General features: G+C 55.5%; 18 protein-coding genes. 7 read left to right on the forward strand and 11 right to left on the reverse strand.

What is annotated here, in order from left to right:
- Window positions 1–18: 18 nt before the first annotated feature.
- Window positions 19–1,317 carry a 23S rRNA (uracil(1939)-C(5))-methyltransferase RlmD gene (gene rlmD / locus CSE01S_RS12375; protein ID WP_042288808.1) on the reverse strand — a complete coding sequence of 433 codons (1,299 nt, stop codon included), beginning with the start codon at window positions 1,315–1,317 and terminating at the stop codon, window positions 19–21.
- A gap of 57 nt (window positions 1,318–1,374) precedes the next feature.
- On the opposite strand from rlmD, the gene barA reads away from it, so the two are divergent.
- Window positions 1,375–4,131, forward strand: a complete 2,757-nt coding sequence (gene barA, locus CSE01S_RS12380) for a two-component sensor histidine kinase BarA (RefSeq protein ID WP_042288810.1) — start codon at window positions 1,375–1,377, stop codon at window positions 4,129–4,131.
- Window positions 4,132–4,221: 90 nt separating this feature from the next.
- Here barA and CSE01S_RS12385 read toward each other — a convergent pair whose 3' ends face one another.
- From CSE01S_RS12385 to gudP, 4 genes are all read right to left on the reverse strand, one after another.
- Entirely contained in the window at window positions 4,222–5,364 is a 1,143-nt protein-coding gene (locus tag CSE01S_RS12385; RefSeq protein ID WP_042288811.1) for a glycerate kinase, read from the reverse strand.
- A gap of 93 nt (window positions 5,365–5,457) precedes the next feature.
- On the reverse strand, window positions 5,458–6,798 hold the full coding sequence (gene gudD / locus CSE01S_RS12390) for a glucarate dehydratase (RefSeq protein ID WP_042288813.1): 1,341 nt from the start codon (window positions 6,796–6,798) through the stop codon (window positions 5,458–5,460).
- 19 nt (window positions 6,799–6,817) lie between these two features.
- A complete protein-coding gene (locus tag CSE01S_RS12395; RefSeq protein WP_042289059.1) occupies window positions 6,818–8,158 on the reverse strand; it encodes an enolase C-terminal domain-like protein in 1,341 nt (446 codons plus the stop codon).
- 2 nt (window positions 8,159–8,160) lie between these two features.
- Entirely contained in the window at window positions 8,161–9,513 is a 1,353-nt protein-coding gene (gene gudP, locus CSE01S_RS12400; RefSeq protein WP_042288816.1) for a galactarate/glucarate/glycerate transporter GudP, read from the reverse strand.
- Between the two features lie 68 nt (window positions 9,514–9,581).
- On the opposite strand from gudP, the gene CSE01S_RS22355 reads away from it, so the two are divergent.
- The gene (locus tag CSE01S_RS22355) at window positions 9,582–9,821 is read left to right on the forward strand and encodes a hypothetical protein (protein ID WP_072014993.1); all 240 of its coding nucleotides are present in this window, start codon (window positions 9,582–9,584) and stop codon (window positions 9,819–9,821) included.
- A 171-nt stretch (window positions 9,822–9,992) separates the two neighbouring features.
- Here CSE01S_RS22355 and CSE01S_RS12405 read toward each other — a convergent pair whose 3' ends face one another.
- From CSE01S_RS12405 to syd, 4 genes are all read right to left on the reverse strand, one after another.
- Window positions 9,993–10,442 (reverse strand): flavodoxin, encoded by a 450-nt coding sequence (locus tag CSE01S_RS12405; RefSeq protein ID WP_042288819.1) that lies wholly within the window; start codon window positions 10,440–10,442, stop codon window positions 9,993–9,995.
- Window positions 10,443–10,460: 18 nt separating this feature from the next.
- Window positions 10,461–11,243, reverse strand: a complete 783-nt coding sequence (gene truC / locus CSE01S_RS12410; RefSeq protein WP_042288822.1) for a tRNA pseudouridine(65) synthase TruC — start codon at window positions 11,241–11,243, stop codon at window positions 10,461–10,463.
- A complete protein-coding gene (locus tag CSE01S_RS12415; protein WP_042288825.1) occupies window positions 11,243–11,572 on the reverse strand; it encodes a YqcC family protein in 330 nt (109 codons plus the stop codon). The genes truC and CSE01S_RS12415 overlap by 1 nt, the downstream gene beginning before the upstream one ends.
- A 635-nt stretch (window positions 11,573–12,207) precedes the next feature.
- Window positions 12,208–12,753, reverse strand: a complete 546-nt coding sequence (syd, locus tag CSE01S_RS12425) for a SecY-interacting protein (RefSeq protein WP_042288827.1) — start codon at window positions 12,751–12,753, stop codon at window positions 12,208–12,210.
- Between the two features lie 68 nt (window positions 12,754–12,821).
- Between syd and queF the strand changes: the two genes are divergently transcribed.
- From queF to xni, 5 genes are all read left to right on the forward strand, one after another.
- The gene (gene queF, locus CSE01S_RS12430) at window positions 12,822–13,670 is read left to right on the forward strand and encodes an NADPH-dependent 7-cyano-7-deazaguanine reductase QueF (RefSeq protein WP_042288829.1); all 849 of its coding nucleotides are present in this window, start codon (window positions 12,822–12,824) and stop codon (window positions 13,668–13,670) included.
- Window positions 13,671–13,782: 112 nt separating this feature from the next.
- A complete protein-coding gene (gene ppnN / locus CSE01S_RS12435; RefSeq protein ID WP_042288832.1) occupies window positions 13,783–15,147 on the forward strand; it encodes a nucleotide 5'-monophosphate nucleosidase PpnN in 1,365 nt (454 codons plus the stop codon).
- 526 nt (window positions 15,148–15,673) lie between these two features.
- Window positions 15,674–16,963, forward strand: coding sequence for an HAAAP family serine/threonine permease SdaC (gene sdaC / locus CSE01S_RS12440; protein ID WP_042288834.1), 1,290 nt, complete (start codon window positions 15,674–15,676; stop codon window positions 16,961–16,963).
- Between the two features lie 59 nt (window positions 16,964–17,022).
- Window positions 17,023–18,390, forward strand: a complete 1,368-nt coding sequence (gene sdaB, locus CSE01S_RS12445) for an L-serine ammonia-lyase II (RefSeq protein ID WP_042288836.1) — start codon at window positions 17,023–17,025, stop codon at window positions 18,388–18,390.
- 108 nt (window positions 18,391–18,498) lie between these two features.
- On the forward strand, window positions 18,499–19,257 hold the full coding sequence (xni, locus tag CSE01S_RS12450; RefSeq protein WP_042288840.1) for a flap endonuclease Xni: 759 nt from the start codon (window positions 18,499–18,501) through the stop codon (window positions 19,255–19,257).
- A 9-nt stretch (window positions 19,258–19,266) separates the two neighbouring features.
- On the opposite strand, the gene fucA is transcribed toward xni, so the two are convergent.
- Window positions 19,267–19,914 carry an L-fuculose-phosphate aldolase gene (fucA, locus tag CSE01S_RS12455; protein ID WP_042288842.1) on the reverse strand — a complete coding sequence of 216 codons (648 nt, stop codon included), beginning with the start codon at window positions 19,912–19,914 and terminating at the stop codon, window positions 19,267–19,269.
- A gap of 47 nt (window positions 19,915–19,961) precedes the next feature.
- Window positions 19,962–20,960, reverse strand: coding sequence for a LacI family DNA-binding transcriptional regulator (locus tag CSE01S_RS12460; RefSeq protein WP_042288844.1), 999 nt, complete (start codon window positions 20,958–20,960; stop codon window positions 19,962–19,964).
- Window positions 20,961–21,002 lie beyond the last annotated feature (42 nt).

Raw genomic sequence — 21,002 nt, forward strand, 5'->3', positions numbered from 1 at the left:
TCAGCAAGCCGGAAGTTATTACTTGCGCTCAAACAGAACCATTGATTCCAGGTGCCCAGTGTGCGGGAACATGTCGAGCATTGCCAGCCGCTGAATTTGGTATCCCGCACGTAATAATTCGTCACTGTCCCGCGCCAGCGTGGCAGGGTTACAGGATACATAAACAATGCGGTCAGGCTGTAATCTTACAAGATGCTGCATCACACCCGCCGCCCCGGCGCGCGCAGGGTCCAGCAGGACCTTGTCGAAGCCGTTTTTCGCCCACGGCTGTTGGGTAACATCCTCTTCCAGATTGGCATGAAAGAATGTCACATTCTGTAATGCATTTTGCCGCGCGTTTTCACGTCCTTTCTCAACCAGCGCGGGTACGCCTTCGACGCCCACTACGCTCGCCGCCAGCGTCGCGAGCGGCAACGTGAAGTTGCCCATGCCGCAAAAAAGGTCAAGCACGCGATCGTCCGGCTGTACGTCAAGCCACGCCAGCGCCCGGGCGACCATCTGCTGATTCACCCCTTCGTTGACCTGAATAAAGTCGCGCGGACTAAAGTTTAAGCGTAGCCCGTTTGACTCGTACCAGGACGTTTGCCCCGAAACGGACTCCAGTATCTCGCTAGCGGGCGCCAGATAAAGCGCCAGTTTCTGTGAATGCGAAAAGCGTTCCAGTTTTTCCCGGTCATGGGCACTTAATGGCGCCGTATGGCGCAAGATCATCAGCGTGCCGCTGCCCGCCTGCACCAGTTCGACGTGCCCCAGATGGCGTTTTCCCTGTAATGTCTCCAGACATGCCCTGAGGTCAGGCAACAGCGCCTCAAGCTGGGGCGCCAGAACAGGGCACCGGGTGACGTCAACAATGTCGCTGGACGCCGACTGGCGAAAGCCCATCTGCAGTTGCTGGGTTTTCGGCGGGTAATGGAGGCTTAAGCGCGCGCGACGGCGATAACCCCACGGCTCCCCGGCGATGACCTCCGCCACGTCATTTTTCATCAGGCGCGCTAACGCGGCGCATTTGCTGCGCTGTTGCAGGGCAACGCTGGCGTGCTGCTGCTGGCAGCCGCCGCAAACGCCAAAATGAGGGCAGCGCGGCGCGACGCGCTCAGGGCTTTCATTTAACCGGCGCTTCACTTGCGCTCTGGCGTACTGTTTTTTATCTTCAGTAATGACCACCTCCGCACTTTCCTGCGGCAGTAATCCTGGGATAAACAGCGCCTTTCCGTTATGCCGCGCCACGCCCTGACCAAAGGCATCCAGGTCAGTGACTGTAACGGTTATGATCTGGCGCGTCGTCACGCGCCGTTTTGCAGAGTAGAATTGCGCCATCGACGAGATTATTCTCAAATTAACAGTGTGACCCTAATTGTCCCATAACGGAACTCCATGACCAACTACAGCCTGCGCGCTCGCATGATGATTCTGATCCTGGCGCCGACCGTACTGATCGGTTTATTGCTAAGTATCTTTTTTGTCGTTCATCGCTATCACGACCTGCAGCGTCAACTGGAAGATGCCGGCGCGAGCATTATTGAGCCGCTCGCCGTCTCCACTGAATATGGTATGAATCTGCAAAACCGCGAATCTATCGGCCAGTTGATTAGCGTTCTGCATCGCCGCCATTCAGAGATCGTGCGGGCGATTTCGGTCTACGACGAAAATAACCGCCTGTTCGTCACATCGAACTTTAATCTTAACCCGTCGGAGCTCCAGCTTCCGCCGGGTCTGCCGTTTCCACGCCGGTTGAGCGTGGAACGCCATGGCGACATTTTAATCCTGCGAACGCCGATCGTGTCGGAAAGCTATTCACCGGACGAGTCTGCGTTAACCGACGCGAAAAATGCGCATAATATGCTGGGATATGTGGCGCTTGAGCTGGATCTCAAGTCTGTTCGCCTGCAGCAGTATAAAGAAATTTTCATCTCCACGGTGATGATGCTGTTCTGCATCGGCATCGCGCTCATTTTTGGCTGGCGCCTGATGCGCGACGTGACCGGGCCTATTCGTAACATGGTCAACACGGTGGATCGCATTCGTCGCGGGCAACTCGACAGCCGGGTTGAAGGTTTCATGCTGGGTGAACTGGACATGCTGAAAAACGGCATTAACTCCATGGCGATGTCGCTTGCCGCCTATCACGAAGAGATGCAGCACAACATCGATCAGGCAACCTCCGATCTGCGTGAAACGCTTGAACAGATGGAGATCCAGAACGTTGAGCTGGATCTGGCGAAGAAGCGCGCCCAGGAAGCCGCCCGCATCAAGTCCGAATTTCTGGCCAATATGTCCCATGAGCTACGCACGCCGCTTAACGGTGTCATCGGCTTTACTCGCCTGACGCTGAAAACAGAGCTGAACACCACCCAGCGTGACCACCTGAACACCATTGAGCGTTCGGCAAATAATCTGCTGGCGATCATTAACGACGTGCTGGACTTTTCCAAGCTGGAAGCGGGCAAACTGATTCTGGAAAGCATTCCCTTCGCCCTGCGCAATACGCTGGATGAAGTGGTGACGTTGCTGGCGCACTCGTCCCACGATAAAGGCCTTGAGCTGACGCTTAACATTAAAAATGACGTTCCGGACAACGTCATCGGCGACCCGCTGCGCTTACAGCAGGTGATTACCAACCTGGTCGGCAACGCGATCAAATTTACCGAAAGCGGCAACATCGATATTCTGGTCGAGAAACGCGCGATCAGTAATACCAAAGTCCAGATAGAGGTCCAGATTCGTGATACCGGTATCGGTATTCCTGAACGCGACCAGTCACGCCTGTTCCAGGCCTTCCGTCAGGCCGATGCCAGTATCTCCCGTCGCCATGGCGGTACCGGGCTGGGGCTGGTGATTACACAGAAGCTGGTCAATGAAATGGGGGGAGATATCTCCTTCCATAGCCAGCCGAACCGGGGCTCGACGTTCTGGTTCCATATCAACCTGGATTTGAATCCGAACGTGGTCAGCGATGGCCCGGCCACTGGCTGCCTGACCGGGAAGCGCATCGCTTACGTTGAGCCAAACGCCGCTGCCGCGCAATGCACTTTAGATATCCTCGCGGAAACGCCGCTGGAGGTGATTTACAGTCCTTCGTTCTCCGCGCTGGCGGTAGAGCATTACGACTACATGCTGCTGGGCGTCGCCGTGACCTTCAACGAACCGCTGACCATGCAGCATGAACGCCTGATTCAGGCGACGGAAATGACCGACTTCCTGATGCTGGCGCTGCCGTGTCACGCGCAGGTTAACGCGGAAAAACTTAAGCAAGACGGCGTGGCGAGTTGTCTGTTAAAACCGCTGACCTCAACGCGCCTGCTGCCCGCGCTGGTGGAGTTGTGCCGCCAGAATCACCATCATGACGCCCTGCCATCCGACGAAAACAAGATCGCCATGACGGTAATGGCGGTAGATGATAACCCCGCTAACCTGAAACTGATCGGCGCCTTACTGGACGATCTGGTGCAGCACGTTGAGCTTTGCGACAGCGGCCAACAGGCGGTGGATCGCGCCAGACAGATGCAGTTCGACTTGATCCTGATGGATATTCAGATGCCGGATATGGACGGCATTCGCGCCTGTGAGTTGATCCACCAGCTTCCTCACCAACAGCAAACGCCGGTGATTGCCGTGACCGCACATGCAATGGCGGGTCAGAAGGAGAAGCTGCTGAGCGCCGGTATGAATGATTATCTGGCGAAGCCGATTGAAGAAGAAAAGCTGCATAACCTGCTGCTGCGCTACAAACCGGGCACCGGCGTCACCACGCGGATGCTGACGGCTGAGCCGCCCGAGCCGATTTTTAATCCAAACGCGACGCTCGACTGGCAATTGGCGCTGCGCCAGGCGGCAGGAAAACCGGATCTGGCGCGCGATATGCTGCAAATGCTGATCGATTTCCTGCCGGAAGTGCGTAACTGCATCGAAGAACAACTGGTCGGCGAAAACCCGGATGGGTTAGTCGATTTAATTCATAAGCTGCACGGCAGCTGTGGCTACAGCGGGGTTCCACGGATGAAAAATCTCTGTCAGCTGCTGGAAGGCCAGTTACGTAACGGTACGCCCGAAAGCGAACTGGAACCTGAATTCCTCGAACTGCTCGACGAGATGGACAACGTGGCGCGCGAAGCGAAGAAGATACTGGGGTGACTGTCTATTGACGGAAAGTAATGTCAGCGGCTTACCGGGCCTGCGGACAGGATAATTGCAGGCCTGATAAGCGTTGCGCCATTGGGGAAATTAGCCTGAAAGCCGCCCAATCTTGATCGTTGCAGCCACATTTCGCGCCGTCATCCGCACGTTGTCTTCCGCATTTTTCAGGGCGTCGTCCAGAGTACAGATGCAGTAAATGACGCTGAACACCGCATCCAGCCCATGTTCGTGCACCACGCCAACGTCCGCGGTCAGGCTGCCGGCAATCGCGATCACTGGCTTGTTATAGCGTTTTGCCACGTTCGCCACGCCAACCGGCACCTTACCGTGAATGGTCTGGCTGTCGATGCGCCCTTCGCCGGTAATCACCAGATCGGCGTCGGCGACGCAGGCATCCAGATGCAGCGCGTCGGTCACAATCTCAATGCCGCGCCGCAGCTGCGCGCCGCAGAATGCATACAGCGCCGCGCCCATTCCCCCTGCCGCGCCGCCGCCCGCAAGCGTAGAGACATCCACATCCAGATCGCGGGCGATGAGTTGCGCATAATGTTCCAGCGCCCGATCCAGGCGCACAATCATCTCCGGCGTCGCCCCTTTTTGCGGCCCGAACACCGCTGAAGCGCCCTGCTTACCGGTCAACGGATTGGTGACGTCGCACGCTACCTCAATGCGACATCCGGCCAGACGCGGGTCTAACTGGCTAATATCAATGCGGTCGAGGGTTTCCAGCGCCGCGCCGCCCTGGGCGATGTCGGCATGCCGGGCGTCGAGCAGTTTTGCCCCTAACGCCTGAACCATACCCGCGCCGCCGTCGTTGGTCGCGCTGCCGCCAAGCCCGATAATGATATGTTCCACGCCCGCGTCCAGAGCATGTCGAATAAGCTCGCCGGTACCCCAGGAGGTGGTTTTTAACGGATCGCGCCGATGGGGAGGAACCTGCTCCAGCCCGCTGGCCGCCGCCATTTCAATAAAGGCGGAGCGCGCATCGCCGGATAACCCATAAAAAGCCTGCGTCGGCTCGCCCAGAGGCCCCATGACCTCAACGTCAACAATGCGTCCCGCCGTCGCCGCAACCATGGCTTCAACCGTTCCTTCACCGCCATCAGCGACCGGCAGCTTGACGTAATCCGCATCGGGCCAGATCTCGCGAAACCCCTGTTCAATGGCGCTCGCCACCTCAAGAGCACTCAAACTTTCCTTATATGAGTCCGGTGCGATCACTATTTTCATAAATCGTCCTTACGCATGTTGACTCTGTTAAGCATATACCCGTCATACTACAAATAAAAAAATGGCCGGTCCGAAAGGGGACCGGCACAGGTCTTAACGCACCATGCAAGGACGCTTGTTATCAAAGGTCCAGTTCGGAATCAGATACTGCATGCCCATCGCGTCGTCACGCGCGCCTAAGCCGTGTTTCTGATACAGCTCATGCGCCTTCATCACCTGATCCATGTCGATCTCAACGCCCAGTCCCGGTTTCGCCGGAACCTGAACCATACCGCCTTTGATCTCGAACGGTTCTTTGGTCAGACGCTGGTTGCCTTCCTGCCAGATCCAGTGAGTGTCGATAGCGGTGATCTTGCCCGGCGCGGCGGCCGCGACATGGGTAAACATCGCCAGTGAAATATCGAAATGGTTATTAGAGTGCGAGCCCCAGGTCAGACCAAACTCGTGGCACATCTGCGCCACGCGCACAGAACCTTGCATCGTCCAGAAGTGCGGATCCGCCAGCGGAATATCCACGGATTGCAACGACAGAGTATGGCCCATCTGACGCCAGTCGGTTGCGATCATATTGGTCGCCGTCGGCAAGCCGGTAGCGCGACGGAACTCCGCCATCACTTCGCGTCCGGAGAAGCCCTGCTCGGCGCCGCATGGATCTTCCGCATAGGCCAGCGTGCCTTTCAGGTACTTACCAATTTTAATCGCCTCATTCAGCGACCATGCGCCGTTCGGGTCGAGCGTCACCCGCGCCTGCGGGAAGCGTTTCGCCAGCGCCACGATGGACTCGGCTTCTTCTTCTCCGGCCAGCACGCCGCCTTTCAGTTTAAAGTCATTGAAACCATATTTTTCATACGCGGCTTCCGCCAGGCGCACCACCGCATCCGGGGTCATCGCTTCTTCATGGCGCAAGCGATACCAGTCGCATTGCTCATCCGGCTGGCTCTGGTACGGTAGCGGCGTCGCTTTACGGTTACCGACGAAGAACAGATAACCGAGCATTTCCACTTCGCTACGTTGCTGTCCGTCGCCGAGCAGTGACGCCACGTTAACGCCAAGATGCTGACCCAACAGGTCAAGCAGCGCCGCTTCGATACCGGTCACCACGTGAATGGTGGTACGCAGGTCGAAGGTCTGCAATCCACGACCACCCGCGTCGCGATCGGCAAATTCATTCCGCACCGCGGTTAACACATTTTTGTATTCGCCCAGCGTTTTCCCCACCACCAGCGGGATCGCATCTTCCAGTGTCTTACGGATCTTTTCGCCGCCGGGAATTTCACCAACGCCGGTGTGGCCAGAGTTATCTTTGATAATGACGATGTTACGCGTGAAAAACGGAGCGTGCGCGCCGCTCAGGTTCATCAGCATGCTGTCGTGACCGGCAACCGGGATCACCTGCATGGCGGTAACAACGGGAGTGGTAAATTGTGCGCTCATAATCTTGTCCTTTTCAAAATCAGTGACGACCGAAAACGGGGCGTTTGCGGTCAAAAGTCCAGCCGGGGATCAGATACTGCATCGGGCCTGCGTCATTGCGCGCGCCGCCGGGCAGCTTTTTGTACGCTTCATGCGCCTTATGCACCTGATCCCAGTCCAGCTCAACGCCCAGCCCAGGCGCGTCCGGAACGGCAATTTTGCCGTTTTTGATCTCCAGAGGATGTCGGGTCAGGCGGCAATCACCCTCCTGCCAAATCCAGTGGGTATCAATGGCGGTCGGTTTGCCCGGCGCGGCCGCGCCAACGTGAGTAAACATCGCCAGAGAGATATCAAAGTGATTGTTGGAATGGCAGCCCCAGGTCAGGCCCCAGTCGTCACACAGTTGCGCCACGCGCACCGCGCCGGAAAGCGTCCAGAAATGCGGATCGGCGAGCGGAATATCAACGGCGTTGAGCATCACCGCGTGGCCCATCTCGCGCCAGTTGGTCGCGATCATGTTGGTTGCGACCGGCAGCCCGGTCGCCCGACGGAATTCCGCCATCACTTCGCGACCGGAGAAGCCCTGTTCCGCGCCGCAGGGATCTTCCGCGTAGGTCAGCACATCGTTCAGCCCTTTGCATAACGCAATGGCTTCATCCAACCGCCAGGCGCCGTTCGGATCAACGGTGATACGCGCATCCGGAAAACGTGTTTTCAGCGCACGGGCAGTTTCAATCTCCTGCTCGCCCGGCAGAACGCCGCCCTTGAGTTTAAAATCTTTAAAGCCGTAGCGATCCTGCGAGGCTTCCGCCAGACGCACGACCGCGTCGCGGGTTAATGCTTCCTGATGGCGCAGATGATACCAGTCGTGGTTCCCCGGAGTGTTTTCCAGATAGGGCAGATCGGTTTTTGTACGATCGCCGATATAGAACAGGTAACCCAACACCGTCACCGCATCGCGCTGCTTGCCAGGCCCTAACAGCTCGCAGACTGGCACATTCAGCGCTTTGCCCAGCAGGTCGAGCAACGCCGCTTCCAGCGCGGCGACCGCGTTAACGCGCAGTTCAAACGTCCACGCCCCTTTGCCGAAGGTGTCAAAGTCTGCAGCCTGGTTGCCTTTATGCACCCGCTGAACCACTTTATTCAGACGGGCCACCTCCTGACCGAGCACCATCGGAATGGCATCGACCAGCGTTTGATAAATCACGTCTCCGCCCGGCGCCTCGCCAACGCCGGTATTCCCGGCGTTGTCGGTGAGCACCACGATATTTCGGGTGAAGTACGCGTTATGCGCGCCGCCGATGTTCAGCAGCATACTGTCATGTCCGGCCACCGGAATGACCTTCATGTCGGTGATAACAGGACTCGATTGCGTTGTCATGATCATTGCCCCGCAACAGGTTTCAGTTCGACACGTTTAATATCACCCACCAGCACCAGGTAGCTCAGCACCGCGACCAACGCATGGATCCCCACGTAGATCAGCGCGCCGTTGAAGGAGCCGGTCGTGCCGACAATGTAGCCGATGGCGATAGGCGTCACGATACCGGAGATGTTGCCGAACATGTTGAACAAACCGCCGCTCAGACCGCTGATCTCTTTCGGCGCGGTGTCCGCCATTACCGCCCAGCCCAGCGCGCCAATCCCTTTGCCGAAGAACGCCAGCGCCATAAAGCCGATGATCATCCACTCGACGTTAACGTAGTTACAGAACACCATCACCATCGACAGCAGCATCCCCATCACAATCGGCGTTTTACGGGCGATGTTCAGCGAGCCGGTACGGCGCATCAGCCAGTCGGAGATAATGCCGCCCAGTACGCCGCCAACAAAGCCGCAGATGGCGGGAACCGAGGCCACAAAACCCGCTTTCAGAATCGACATGCCCCGCGCCTGCACCAGATAAACCGGGAACCAGGTGATAAAGAAGTATGTCAACGCATTGATGCAGTACTGGCCGATATAAACCCCGATCATCATGCGTGAGCCCAGCAGTTGCTTGATCTGTCCCCATTTCACGCTGAACGGCACTTTAGCTTTGTTGCTCTTCTGATCCATGTTGATCAGCGCGCCGCCCTCGGCAATGTACTCAAGCTCTTTCTGGTTGACGCCCGGATGCTGGTTCGGCTCGTGGATCACCTTCAACCAAATGAAGCTGATGACGATACCCAGTCCGCCCATGAAGAAGAACACGTGCGACCAGCCTACTTCGTGGGTCAGCCAGCCCATGATGGGGGCGAAAATAACGGTGGCAAAGTATTGCGCGGAGTTAAAAATCGCCACCGCGGTTCCCCTTTCCTGCGCCGGGAACCACGCTGCGACGATACGGCTATTACCCGGGAAAGAGGGCGCTTCCGCCAGACCGACCAGGAAACGCAGCGTAAACAGCGCGACGATAATGCCGAAGCCGCTAAAGATATCGACGAAGCCCTGCAGGAGGGTAAACATCGACCAGATAAAGATGGACCAGAAGTAGACGCGTTTGGAACCAAAGCGGTCGAGCAGCCAGCCACCCGGAATTTGACCGATAACGTAGGCCCATGAGAACGCAGAGAAAACGTAACCCATACCGACCGGATCGAGGCCAATGTCTTTGGCCATCTCGGAACCAGCGATGGAAAGCGTCGCGCGGTCGCCGTAGTTGAAGGATGTGACGATAAACAGCATCACCACTATCCAGTAGCGGGCGTTAGTGCGTTTTTCCGCACTGCTCGCAGCCTGACTTAATGAACTCATTGTTGCACTCCTGAATTTTCGCGTTAGTCACGCTCACTCTGAACTGCACAGCCGGTAGGGAATCAGAGGTGACGTTTCATACATGGCAGCTTTTTGTAGGTCGTTCGCCTTGCGTACTGCTTTTTTATAACTGGCAGGAGAAGTATAAAAAGCGCCAGGAGGTTGCTCACCGTGCAACAACACAACATTTCAGGGGGATAACGCGTCGGTTTGTGGCAAAAGCCCAGGGTAATGGAAGCGACTTCACGGAAATGAAAAGCAGTCAGGGAATTCGCCCGGCAGGAGAGGCAGAAAAGGCAGGAGTGTGAATCAGGTCGCTTGACCCTATGAAAACGTCAATAAAAACCCTTTCGTCTGAAAGGATTTTAGGCATTTGCCCGATGCTAACACGATTCAGTTTTGACTAAACTGATTTCAGGTTGTCCCCCTTGCTTACTGGCGCAAGCGGGAGTCCCTCCCGGTAGGGGGAGGGTTTACTCTCACGATAAAAGCGTTCCCCACTGTTCCACCCAGGGATTCGATTCGCTTTCGGGTTCCGGATGTTCGCTGGCATCAATCAACAGCATCTCGCCGACGCGCTGCGCGCGTTGTTCCTGCAGCAGGGCATCAAATTGTTTGCCGCCGTTACAGAAATTCACGTAACTGCTGTCGCCCAGCGCGATAACGCCGTAGCGCAAATTGGGCTGAAACCCCAGATTATCCTTTATGCCCTGAAACAGCGGCACGATGCTGTCAGGTAAATCTCCCTGCCCCGTTGTGGAGGTCACCACCAGTGCGACGTTATCCTGATAGTTCTGCCAGTCGCTCAGTTCAGGATCTTCATAAACGGTCGCCTCATGTCCCTGCGCCGTGAGGATCGCTTCGGCTTCTTCGGCAACCAACAGCGAGTTTCCGTACATCGTCCCGACAAAAATGCCTATTTTCGCCATGCTTACTGACTCCCTGAGTTACGAATTTACGCCTTCATCCTGACCTGCCGACGCGCTTAACTCAACCCTTTCATTGTCGGGGAGACATCCTCGCCAGCCAAAATGCGCCAGCGCCTGCATCCAGACCGCATCCAGCCCGGCGCGAATCGTCAGCGGCTCGCCGGTAAAGGGATGAGTCAGAGAAAGCGCGCTGGCGTGCAGCATGAGACGATGGCAGCCGAAATGTTCCGCTGCGCTGCGGTTTTGCCGCAGATCGCCATGCTTGCTGTCGCCGATAATCGGATGACGCAAATGCGCAAGGTGACGCCTGAGCTGATGCTTGCGGCCGGTTTTTGGCTCTAACGCCACCAGACCGTAACGCGTCGTTGGATACCGCCCGGTTGCCACCGGCATTTCTACGGTCGCCAGACCACGATAATGGGTCACCGCTGGCTGCGGCTCTTTATCCTCGCGGGCAAATTTATCGGCGATTTTGTCTCGTTCTTCTACCAGCGGATAGTCGAGCACCGCGTCGTCCATCAGCCAGCCGCGTACAATCGCGTGGTAGCGCTTTTGGATCTGATGCTGCTCAAACTGCTGCGCCAGCCGTCGTCCGGCTTCGCTGGATAACCCCATCAGCAGGACGCCGGAGGTGGGCCTGTCGAGACGGTGGGCGGTAAAAACGTGCTGACCAATCTGATCGCGCACGGTCTGCATCACCACCACTTTTTCATCGCGATCGAGCCAGCTGCGGTGTACCAGCCAACCGGAGGGTTTATTGACCGCCACCAGCCATTCGTCCTGATACAGAATCTCCAGCATCAGGATTTATCTTGCGCAAACAGCGCATCCAGCGCCTGCAGCGCGGCGATCAGAACCTCACGCTGCGGATGATCGGCGCTCAGCGCCACTTCGTAGTACGGCGCGACGGCAAAAGCCTCAGGCAATGGCTGCGCGCTGTCCAGCAGGGCATGCATCCGGGGGATCAACACCCATTGCAGCCACTCGAGCGGCTCCATGGTATCCATGCAAAAAGGCTGCGTACTGGTAAACAGGTGGGCTTCGGGTTCATCCATCCGCCAGTGTTGATGCTCGCGCAGCAGCGCTTCCAGTGCGTGAAGCTGCTGACGCACACGGTCATGAGTCGTCATGAAGTCACCTCAGTAAAGAAAAATGTGGCGCGAAGAATACCACCAGTAAAAAAAGAAATAAAAAAAGGGAGCACTGTAAAAACAGTGCTCCCGGTTCGTTTCGCAGCATTCCAGCTACTTTTAGTGCTCCCTGCTCATCCTTGACAACTTTTCCAGCGGTCTTGCGACCCGTTGTTCATCCTGAACGTGCGCATCCTGCTCACACCACCCCGATGTGAAAACTTCATCCTGAAGTGTCCTGGCCTTCCTGACCCACCGACCATCCTGACCGGCTCTCGTTCTCCTTCCTGGAGGTGTCCTTTAACGCCTTCCTGCGTTTTCCACTTTGCTTCGTCCTGAAGCCTTTCCTTGCAACACCGTCCTGGTGTGTCCTGCCAAAGCGCCATCATCCTGATGTTCGCTTCGTTGTGCGACTCCCTGTCGACGTACATAGAATCGCCTTTTTTACGCCGTCTTACAAGGGACTTACAGGCAATGCCTTAAGGAAAATTTCATATGAAAGTTGACACGAATTAGTTAACCATCTGATTTATTAGGATATTGATAATTCTTATGCCCTTAAGTCTTCACTTATCACCTGGCGATCTCCTACAGGGCGTGTAAGAGATCTCTCACAACATTACCAGGTAAATGGATTACAGAACAGGCTTAAGCTGAGTAAGGAATTCCGCAAGGGAGGGAGCCAGAACGGTGCGTTGCCGCGTTCCCAGCGTTTCTTTGATGACATCACCTGACAGATTACACACTGAAATCACCTCCAGTTCATTTTCCTGGGTGGCGATGAACAGCGTCGGCGGCAGCTTCAGACGTTTTTGCGTAACCAGATGACCAATCAGGTTTTCCTGAACCCGACGGAAATCGTCAGCGCTCCAGGTTTGCAGCAGCGTCAGCGTTTCATTGTGAAACTGTGCGGGCATATCGCCGGCAAACTGCGTGGTGTAAAACGCGTGAAGGGCAGGTTGTATCACAATATCAAAGGCGCGTTCAACCGCGTTTACATTCGACTCGCCCTCAAACGGCTGCGGCTGCCAGTAAACCGCGTCCTGAGTAGAGGAAATGATGCAGGGAGAAGGCACGCCATACAGCTCCTCGCTCATCGGCCAACTTTGCTGTTTTTCATGCCATGCGTCGCAATAACGCGTCGTAAAAGCCTTCAGGGCCAATGCAGTCTGTTCGTTCACCGGTTTTTCTCATCATAAAAGCCAGGATACACTGGAGCCATAGTGTATCTGGTTTACGACGGTGAAACATGTCTTCTTATGAAAACCATCAGGCGCTTGACGGCCTGACTCTTGGTAAATCAACCGATTACCGGGATAATTACGACGCCAGCCTGTTACAGGGCGTTCCCCGCAGCCTCAATCGCGACCCGCTCGGCCTCCACGCTGACCGCCTGCCCTTTCACGGCGGCGACATCTGGACGCTGTACGAACTGTCGTGGCTGAACGCCAAAGGCCTGCCGCAGGTCGCGGTCGGGCAGGTGGAACTGGATTACGCCAGCGTTAACCTGATTGAATCCAAAAGCTTTAAGCTCTATCTCAACAGCTTTAACCAGACCCGTTTTGACAGTTGGGACGCGGTACGCCAGACGCTGGAAAACGATCTCAGCGCTTGCGCGCAAGGACAAGTCAGCGTCGCGCTGTACCGCCTGGATGAGCTGGAAGGCCAGCCTATCGCCCATTTTCATGGCGCCTGTATTGACGATCAGGACATCAGCATCGACAACTATCAGTTCACCACCGACGCTCTGCAGGATGCCGCCAGCGGCGAAAAAGTCGTAGAGGAGACGCTGGTCAGCCATCTGCTGAAATCCAACTGTCTGATCACTCACCAGCCGGACTGGGGCTCCATTCAGATCCAGTATCGCGGCCGGAAAATAGATCGCGAAAAGCTGCTGCGTTACCTGGTTTCCTTCCGTCATCATAACGAGTTTCATGAACAGTGCGTGGAACGCATTTTCAATGACCTGCTGCGCTTCTGCCAGCCGGAAACCCTCAGCGTTTACGCGCGTTACACCCGCCGTGGCGGACTGGATATTAACCCATGGCGGAGCAATACCGATTTCGTTCCTGCGCTCGGCAGACTGGTTCGCCAGTAAATTATTTCACCGTTTTGCGTGCCTGATTCCGCACTCAAGGTTGTGAAAGATCATAAGCCAGGGCTATTGTAATCAACAGGGAATGACGTTTTGCGTCCCATAAGGAGTTTACTTGATTACACATATTAGCCCGCTTGGCTCAATGGACATGCTGTCGCAACTGGAAGTCGATATGCTTAAACGCACGGCCAGCAGCGACCTGTATCAACTGTTTCGTAACTGTTCGCTTGCCGTCTTAAACTCCGGCAGTCTGACTGACAACAGCAAAGAGCTGCTGTCCCGCTTTGAAACCTTCGACATCAACGTGCTGCGCCGCGAGCGCGGCGTGAAGCTGGAGCTGATCAACCCACCGGAAGACGCTTTCGTTGACGGACGTATTATCCGCGCGCTACAGGCCAACCTGTTTGCCGTGCTGCGCGACATCCTGTTTGTCAACGGCCAGATCCATAACGCGGGCCGTTTCCAGCATCTGGATCTCGAAAGCTCGGTACACATTACCAACCTGGTGTTCTCCATTCTGCGTAACGCCAGAGCGCTACACGTGGGCGAAGCGCCAAACATGGTGGTGTGCTGGGGCGGCCACTCGATTAACGAAAATGAGTATCTGTACGCCCGCCGCGTCGGCACGCAACTGGGTCTGCGTGAACTGAACATCTGCACCGGCTGCGGGCCGGGGGCAATGGAAGCGCCAATGAAGGGCGCGGCAGTGGGTCACGCCCAGCAGCGTTACAAAGACAGCCGTTTTATCGGCATGACCGAACCGTCGATCATCGCCGCCGAACCGCCAAATCCGCTGGTCAACGAACTGATCATCATGCCGGACATTGAAAAACGTCTGGAAGCGTTCGTACGCATCGCCCACGGGATTATCATCTTCCCGGGCGGCGTCGGTACTGCGGAAGAACTGCTGTACCTGCTGGGGATCCTGATGAACCCGGCGAACAAAGATCAGGTGCTGCCCCTGATCCTCACCGGCCCGAAAGAGAGCGCCGACTACTTCCGCGTTCTGGACGAGTTTATCGTGCACACGCTGGGTGAAGCGGCGCGCAGTCACTACCGGATTATTATCGACGATGCGGCGGAAGTGGCGCGTCTGATGAAAAAAGCGATGCCGCGGGTGAAAGAGAACCGTCGTGACACTGGCGATGCCTACAGCTTCAACTGGTCGATTCGCATCGCGCCGGATCTGCAAATGCCGTTCGAACCGTCCCATGAAAATATGGCTAACCTGAAGCTGTACCCTGACCAGCCCGTTGAAGTGCTGGCGGCAGACCTGCGTCGCGCGTTCTCCGGGATCGTCGCGGGTAACGTGAAGGAAGTCGGCATTCGCGCCATCGAGCAATATGGTCCTTACAAAATCCATGGCGATAAGGCGATGATGCGGCGCATGGACGATCTGCTGCAAGGGTTTGTCGCGCAACACCGTATGAAGCTGCCTGGCTCTGCATACATTCCCTGCTACGAAATCTGCGCCTGAGGCGAAAAGTCCTGAACGAACCGGAAACGGCTGCAGGCCCTTCCGGTTTTTTTATTGATACCAATAAGATAGCCTCGCTAATTAATTAGTTTCACTTATAAATCATACTCATTATTTTTATACGCAAACGATTACTCGCCCTGAGATACCGCGTTTTATCATTCTTAACTTTGCTTAAGCATCAGAAACCACCAATAAATGGCACTTTTACAGCGTAACCTCCGCATCTCTCGGGGAAAACTTCCCGTCGCTGTATCGTTAATGCTAGCCTTCGCGCGCGTAAATTCGCTTTGATGATTTTTTGACAGATTAATGATCCAATTTTATCCACATTAAAGGTGGATTATTGCATTTGGGATCGCGATCACTGATAGATTCATTGGTTATCTGTATCTTTCCGCCCGCAAATTATTACGGCGAAAAATTATATAAAAATCGTCTTTGATGAAATTTCGTTTTACGGTCGGGACTTTTTTCATTGGATTAGACCAGCAACCTGACTTTTAGCATCCTCCAGGAGAAATAGATGGAAACCACTCAAACCAGCACTATTGCTTCGATTGATTCCCGAAGCGCATGGCGCAAGACAGATACCATGTGGATGCTGGGCCTTTACGGCACGGCTATCGGTGCGGGCGTACTGTTCCTGCCAATCAACGCAGGCGTCGGCGGCATGATTCCGCTGATCATCATGGCGATTATCGCTTTCCCGATGACCTTTTTTGCCCACCGCGGCCTGACCCGCTTTGTTCTGTCCGGTAAAAACCCGGGCGAAGACATCACTGAAGTGGTTGAAGAGCACTTCGGTATCGGCGCAGGTAAGCTGATTACCCTGCTCTATTTCTTTGCCATTTACCCTATCCTGCTGGTTTACAGCGTGGCGATCACCAACACGGTGGAAAGCTTTCTGACGCATCAGCTGGCTATCACGCCGCCGCCGCGTGCGATTCTGTCCCTGATCCTGATTGTCGGTATGATGACTATCGTGCGTTTCGGCGAGCAGATGATCGTGAAAGCGATGAGCATCCTGGTGTTCCCGTTTGTGGCAGCGCTGATGCTGCTGGCTCTGTACCTGATCCCGCAGTGGAACGGCGCGGCGCTGGAAACGCTGTCCTTTGATACCGCCGCCTCTACCGGCAACGGCCTGTGGATGACCCTGTGGCTGGCGATCCCGGTGATGGTCTTCTCCTTCAACCACTCGCCGATCATCTCCTCTTTCGCGGTAGCGAAGCGTGAAGAGTACGGCGACGGCGCCGAGAAAAAATGCGCTAAGATTCTGGCGTTCGCCCACATCATGATGGTGCTGACGGTCATGTTCTTCGTCTTCAGCTGCGTACTGAGCCTGTCCCCGGCGGATCTCGCTGCGGCGAAAGAGCAGAATATCTCGATTCTGTCTTACCTGGCGAACCACTTTAACGCGCCGATCATCGCCTGGATGGCGCCGATCATTGCGATGATCGCCATCACGAAGTCTTTCCTCGGCCACTATCTGGGCGCGCGTGAAGGCTTCAACGGCATGGTTATCAAATCTCTGCGTGGTAAAGGTAAATCCATCGAGATCAACAAACTGAACCGCATTACCGCGCTGTTCATGCTGGTGACCACCTGGATTGTCGCGACGCTGAACCCGAGCATTCTCGGTATGATCGAAACCCTGGGCGGCCCGATCATCGCGATGATTCTGTTCCTGATGCCGATGTACGCGATTCAGAAAGTACCGGCAATGCGTAAGTACAGCGGCCATATCAGCAACGTCTTCGTTGTCATCATGGGTCTGATCGCTATCTCCGCAATTTTCTACTCTCTGTTCAGCTAAGTTTTACAGCGCCGCCTGTGGGCGGCGCGTCCTCCCGAGCTTTATTTAATGGAAGTCCTATGATTAGCGTCTTCGATATCTTCAAAATCGGCATTGGCCCTTCCAGTTCTCATACCGTTGGACCAATGAAGGCAGGCAAACAGTTCACGGACGATCTGATTGCCCGCAACATGCTTACCGATGTCACCCGCGTCGTGGTGGATGTTTATGGCTCTCTGTCTTTGACGGGGAAAGGCCACCACACCGATATCGCGATTATTATGGGTCTGGCGGGAAATCTGCCGGACAGCGTCGACATCGATGCCATTCCAAGTTTCATTCAGGATGTGAATACCCACGGGCGTCTGCTGCTGGCAAATGGTCAGCATGAGGTCGAATTCCCGGTGGATAAGTGCATGAATTTCCATGCCGACAACCTGTCCCTGCACGAGAACGGTATGCGCATTACCGCGCTGGCAGGAGAAACCGTCCTCTACAGCCAGACTTATTACTCCATTGGCGGCGGCTTCATCGTCGATGAAGACCATTTCGGTTTACCGAACAGTGCGCCGGTCGAAGTGCCCTATCCATACAAATCTGCCGCCGATCTGCAAAGACATTGCGCAGAAACCGGGCTCTCGCTTTCCGGCCTGATGATGCAAAACGAACTGGCGCTGCACAGCAAAGAAGAGCTGGAACAGCACTTTGCCAACGTCTGGGAAGTGATGCGCAGCGGTATTGAGCGCGGCATTACCACCGAAGGCGTTCTGCCCGGAAAATTGCGTGTGCCGCGTCGTGCGGCGGCGCTGCGCCGGATGCTGGTCAGCCAGGATAAAACCACGACCGATCCAATGGCCGTCGTGGACTGGATCAACATGTTCGCGCTGGCGGTTAACGAAGAAAACGCCGCCGGTGGGCGCGTAGTCACCGCACCGACCAACGGCGCCTGCGGTATCGTTCCGGCGGTGCTGGCGTACTACGATAAGTTCATCCGTGAAGTGAATGCGAACTCGCTGGCCCGCTATATGCTGGTTGCCAGTGCGATTGGCTCGCTGTACAAAATGAACGCCTCCATTTCCGGTGCGGAAGTAGGCTGCCAGGGCGAAGTCGGCGTGGCGTGCTCTATGGCGGCGGCGGGTCTGGCGGAACTGCTGGGCGGCAGCCCGGCGCAGGTGTGCATTGCGGCGGAAATCGGCATGGAACACAACCTCGGTCTGACCTGCGACCCGGTCGCGGGACAAGTACAGGTGCCGTGCATCGAACGTAACGCGATCGCCTCGGTGAAAGCGGTCAACGCGGCGCGTATGGCGCTGCGTCGCACCAGCGAACCGCGCGTCTGCCTCGATAAAGTGATCGAAACCATGTATGAAACCGGAAAAGACATGAACGCCAAATACCGCGAAACCTCCCGCGGCGGTCTGGCGATGAAAATCGTCACCTGCGACTAACGCCTACCGTCTGCCCGGTGGCATAGCGCTTACCGGGCAAACCACGCCAGGCTCGCCTCATTTCGCCGTGAATGTTACCCTACCCGCAGGTTGTAAAGGGAGAACACCGTGGCTGTCCATCTGCTTATTGTCGACGCGCTCAATTTGATTCGCCGCATTCATGCCGTGCAGGGTTCGCCGTGCGCGCAGACCTGCCAGCACGCGCTGGATCAGCTGATTCTCCACAGCCAACCCACCCACGCCGTGGCGGTATTTGATGATGAAGCGCGAAACAGCGGATGGCGTCACCAACGGCTTCCGGATTACAAAGCGGGTCGCCCGCCAATGCCGGATGACCTGCATGACGAGATGCCCGCTCTGCGTGCCGCCTTTGAACAGCGCGGCGTCGCCTGCTGGGTATCTGACGGTCACGAAGCTGACGACCTGGCGGCAACGCTGGCGGTGAAAGTCACTCAGGCCGGTCATCAGGCCACCATCGTGTCGACAGACAAAGGTTATTGCCAGCTTCTCTCCCCGACGCTGCGCATCCGCGACTACTTTCAGAAGCGCTGGCTGGATGCCCCCTTCATTGAAAAAGAGTTTGGCGTCTCGCCCCAACAGTTACCAGACTATTGGGGACTGGCGGGGATCAGTAGCTCAAAGGTGCCCGGCGTCGCCGGTATCGGTCCGAAAAGCGCCACGCAGCTGTTGGCGCAGTTTCAGACGCTGGAAGGACTTTACGCACACCTGGCGGAAGTGCCGGAAAAGTGGCGTAAAAAACTGGATGAGCATAAAGAGATGGCTTTTCTCTGTCGCGATATCGCCCGACTGCAAACGGATTTACAACTCGACGGCAACCTGCAGCAGCTACGGCTGGTCAAAGCGTAGTGATTGTAATTATTCCTCTATGCGCAAACCGTAAGTTTTAAATTTCTCCAGCACCACGGCAATCTCTGCATCTGATAACACGGGCACCGGGTCAACCACCGCCAGCGTACTCATGTACAGTTGCGCTAACACTTCCACCTCATGCGCCAGCCACAGCGCTTTTTGCAGATTCGCTTCGCAGGCGATCAACCCATGATGCTGCAACAGCGTGGCTTTACGATTTTTCAGCGCGACGGCGACGTGCCCGGAAAGCTCACGGGTGCCAAAGGTCGCATAAGACGCACAAGGAATGGTATTCCCCCCCGCTGCGGCAATCATGTAATGAATAGCCGGGATCGGGCGGTTAAGGATAGAAACCGCGGTGCAATGAATCGCATGGTTGTGGACCACGGCATTCGCGTCCGGGCGCGTCTGATACGCCGCCAGATGAAAACGCCATTCGCTGGAGGGCAATTTCCCGTCTTCATAATGGCCGTCGTTATCGACAAAGACGATCATATTTTCCGTCATGCGTTCGTAAGGAATGCCGCTGGGCGTAATTAACATGCCGTCCTGATAACGCGCGCTGACGTTTCCCGCCGTTCCCTGATTAAGCCCCAGTCGGGTCATTTCTAAACAGGTTTCAATGATTTCACGGGATAATTGCGTTCTTTCCATCTTTGTTCTCCGGGTAATCGGTTCAATGGCTGATTTTTTTGCGCATCTTATTTTTGTCTTACGCGCTTAATTAATTTCATTTCCACTTTTACGGTTTCTTTCACTGGTCGTTCATCGATTGCACTGAGCATCATGTCCACCGCCTTTTCAGCCCAGGCGTTTTCATCCTGCTGCATCGACCAGACGTTATTCGACAAAAACCCAAGCATCGGATGTTCGTCAAAGGTGCCGATATTGATGTCAGGCGGCACGACGCCAACGCGATCGCGGATCGCTCTCACCGCCCCTTCGAGAACCGGCAATGAGGACGCGATAAACGCTTGCGGGCATCCTTGTTCATCCATCAGCGTTTGCATGATCTCGTAACCGCCTTCCGGGGTGTTTACCGGCCCTTCGCGCACCCAGTCACGATGGTGAATGCCTTTTTCTCTGAGTGCGTTCAGATAACCGTTAAGACGGTCGCTGATACTCGGTAAACCGGTATCGCCCACCAGAAACCAGACCGGTAATTTTTCTGCGTCCAGTAATTGCCGGGTTAATTGCTCACCGCCCGACATATTATGGCTTTCCACCAGCGCGTTATCGGTATATTTAAAATCACGATCCAGCAATACCATCGGTTTTCTCACCTGGCGTAAATGGTGCTGCTGATTTTCCAGGGTCGAAGGCACAATAAACAGACCATCGACATTACGGGCGATTAACGCTTTCGTTAACTTATTTTCGTAATCCACATCGTCATAGGTACAGCTGATCATCAACTGGTAGCCGGAACGCCGACAGCGCTGTTCCAGCTTTTCTGCCAGCGTGGCGAAGAAGACGTTAGAAATATTGGGAACAATGAGTCCCAGGGTATACGTTTTATTTAGCTTAAGGCTACGGGCGGAATGGTTAATGACATATCCATAGCGCTCCACATATTCGTTTATTCGCGTTTGTGTCTTGAGGCTGATGCGATACTGTTCAGCTTTTCCATTTAGCACCAGTCTCACGGTCGTTACCGATAAATTCAGATCGCTGGCTATCTGTTCTACTGTCTTAGCCATGTCATTGCCCCAGTCACCGTCCAAGCGTCAATTCACAATCAT

This window comes from Citrobacter sedlakii NBRC 105722, from assembly GCF_000759835.1.
In the GTDB taxonomy this organism is placed as follows: Bacteria; Pseudomonadota; Gammaproteobacteria; order Enterobacterales; family Enterobacteriaceae; genus Citrobacter_A; species Citrobacter_A sedlakii.

Coding starts and splice junctions, on each gene's coding strand:
- fucA (WP_042288842.1), bottom strand. CDS start 19,914: ATGGAAAGAACGCAATTATCCCGTGAAATCATTGAAACCTGTTTAGAA.
- queF (WP_042288829.1), top strand. CDS start 12,822: ATGTCTTCTTATGAAAACCATCAGGCGCTTGACGGCCTGACTCTTGGT.
- gudD (WP_042288813.1), bottom strand. CDS start 6,798: ATGAGCGCACAATTTACCACTCCCGTTGTTACCGCCATGCAGGTGATC.
- CSE01S_RS12415 (WP_042288825.1), bottom strand. CDS start 11,572: ATGACGACTCATGACCGTGTGCGTCAGCAGCTTCACGCACTGGAAGCG.
- rlmD (WP_042288808.1), bottom strand. CDS start 1,317: ATGGCGCAATTCTACTCTGCAAAACGGCGCGTGACGACGCGCCAGATC.
- sdaB (WP_042288836.1), top strand. CDS start 17,023: ATGATTAGCGTCTTCGATATCTTCAAAATCGGCATTGGCCCTTCCAGT.
- CSE01S_RS12385 (WP_042288811.1), bottom strand. CDS start 5,364: ATGAAAATAGTGATCGCACCGGACTCATATAAGGAAAGTTTGAGTGCT.
- truC (WP_042288822.1), bottom strand. CDS start 11,243: ATGCTGGAGATTCTGTATCAGGACGAATGGCTGGTGGCGGTCAATAAA.
- CSE01S_RS12395 (WP_042289059.1), bottom strand. CDS start 8,158: ATGACAACGCAATCGAGTCCTGTTATCACCGACATGAAGGTCATTCCG.
- barA (WP_042288810.1), top strand. CDS start 1,375: ATGACCAACTACAGCCTGCGCGCTCGCATGATGATTCTGATCCTGGCG.
- sdaC (WP_042288834.1), top strand. CDS start 15,674: ATGGAAACCACTCAAACCAGCACTATTGCTTCGATTGATTCCCGAAGC.
- CSE01S_RS12405 (WP_042288819.1), bottom strand. CDS start 10,442: ATGGCGAAAATAGGCATTTTTGTCGGGACGATGTACGGAAACTCGCTG.
- CSE01S_RS12460 (WP_042288844.1), bottom strand. CDS start 20,960: ATGGCTAAGACAGTAGAACAGATAGCCAGCGATCTGAATTTATCGGTA.
- gudP (WP_042288816.1), bottom strand. CDS start 9,513: ATGAGTTCATTAAGTCAGGCTGCGAGCAGTGCGGAAAAACGCACTAAC.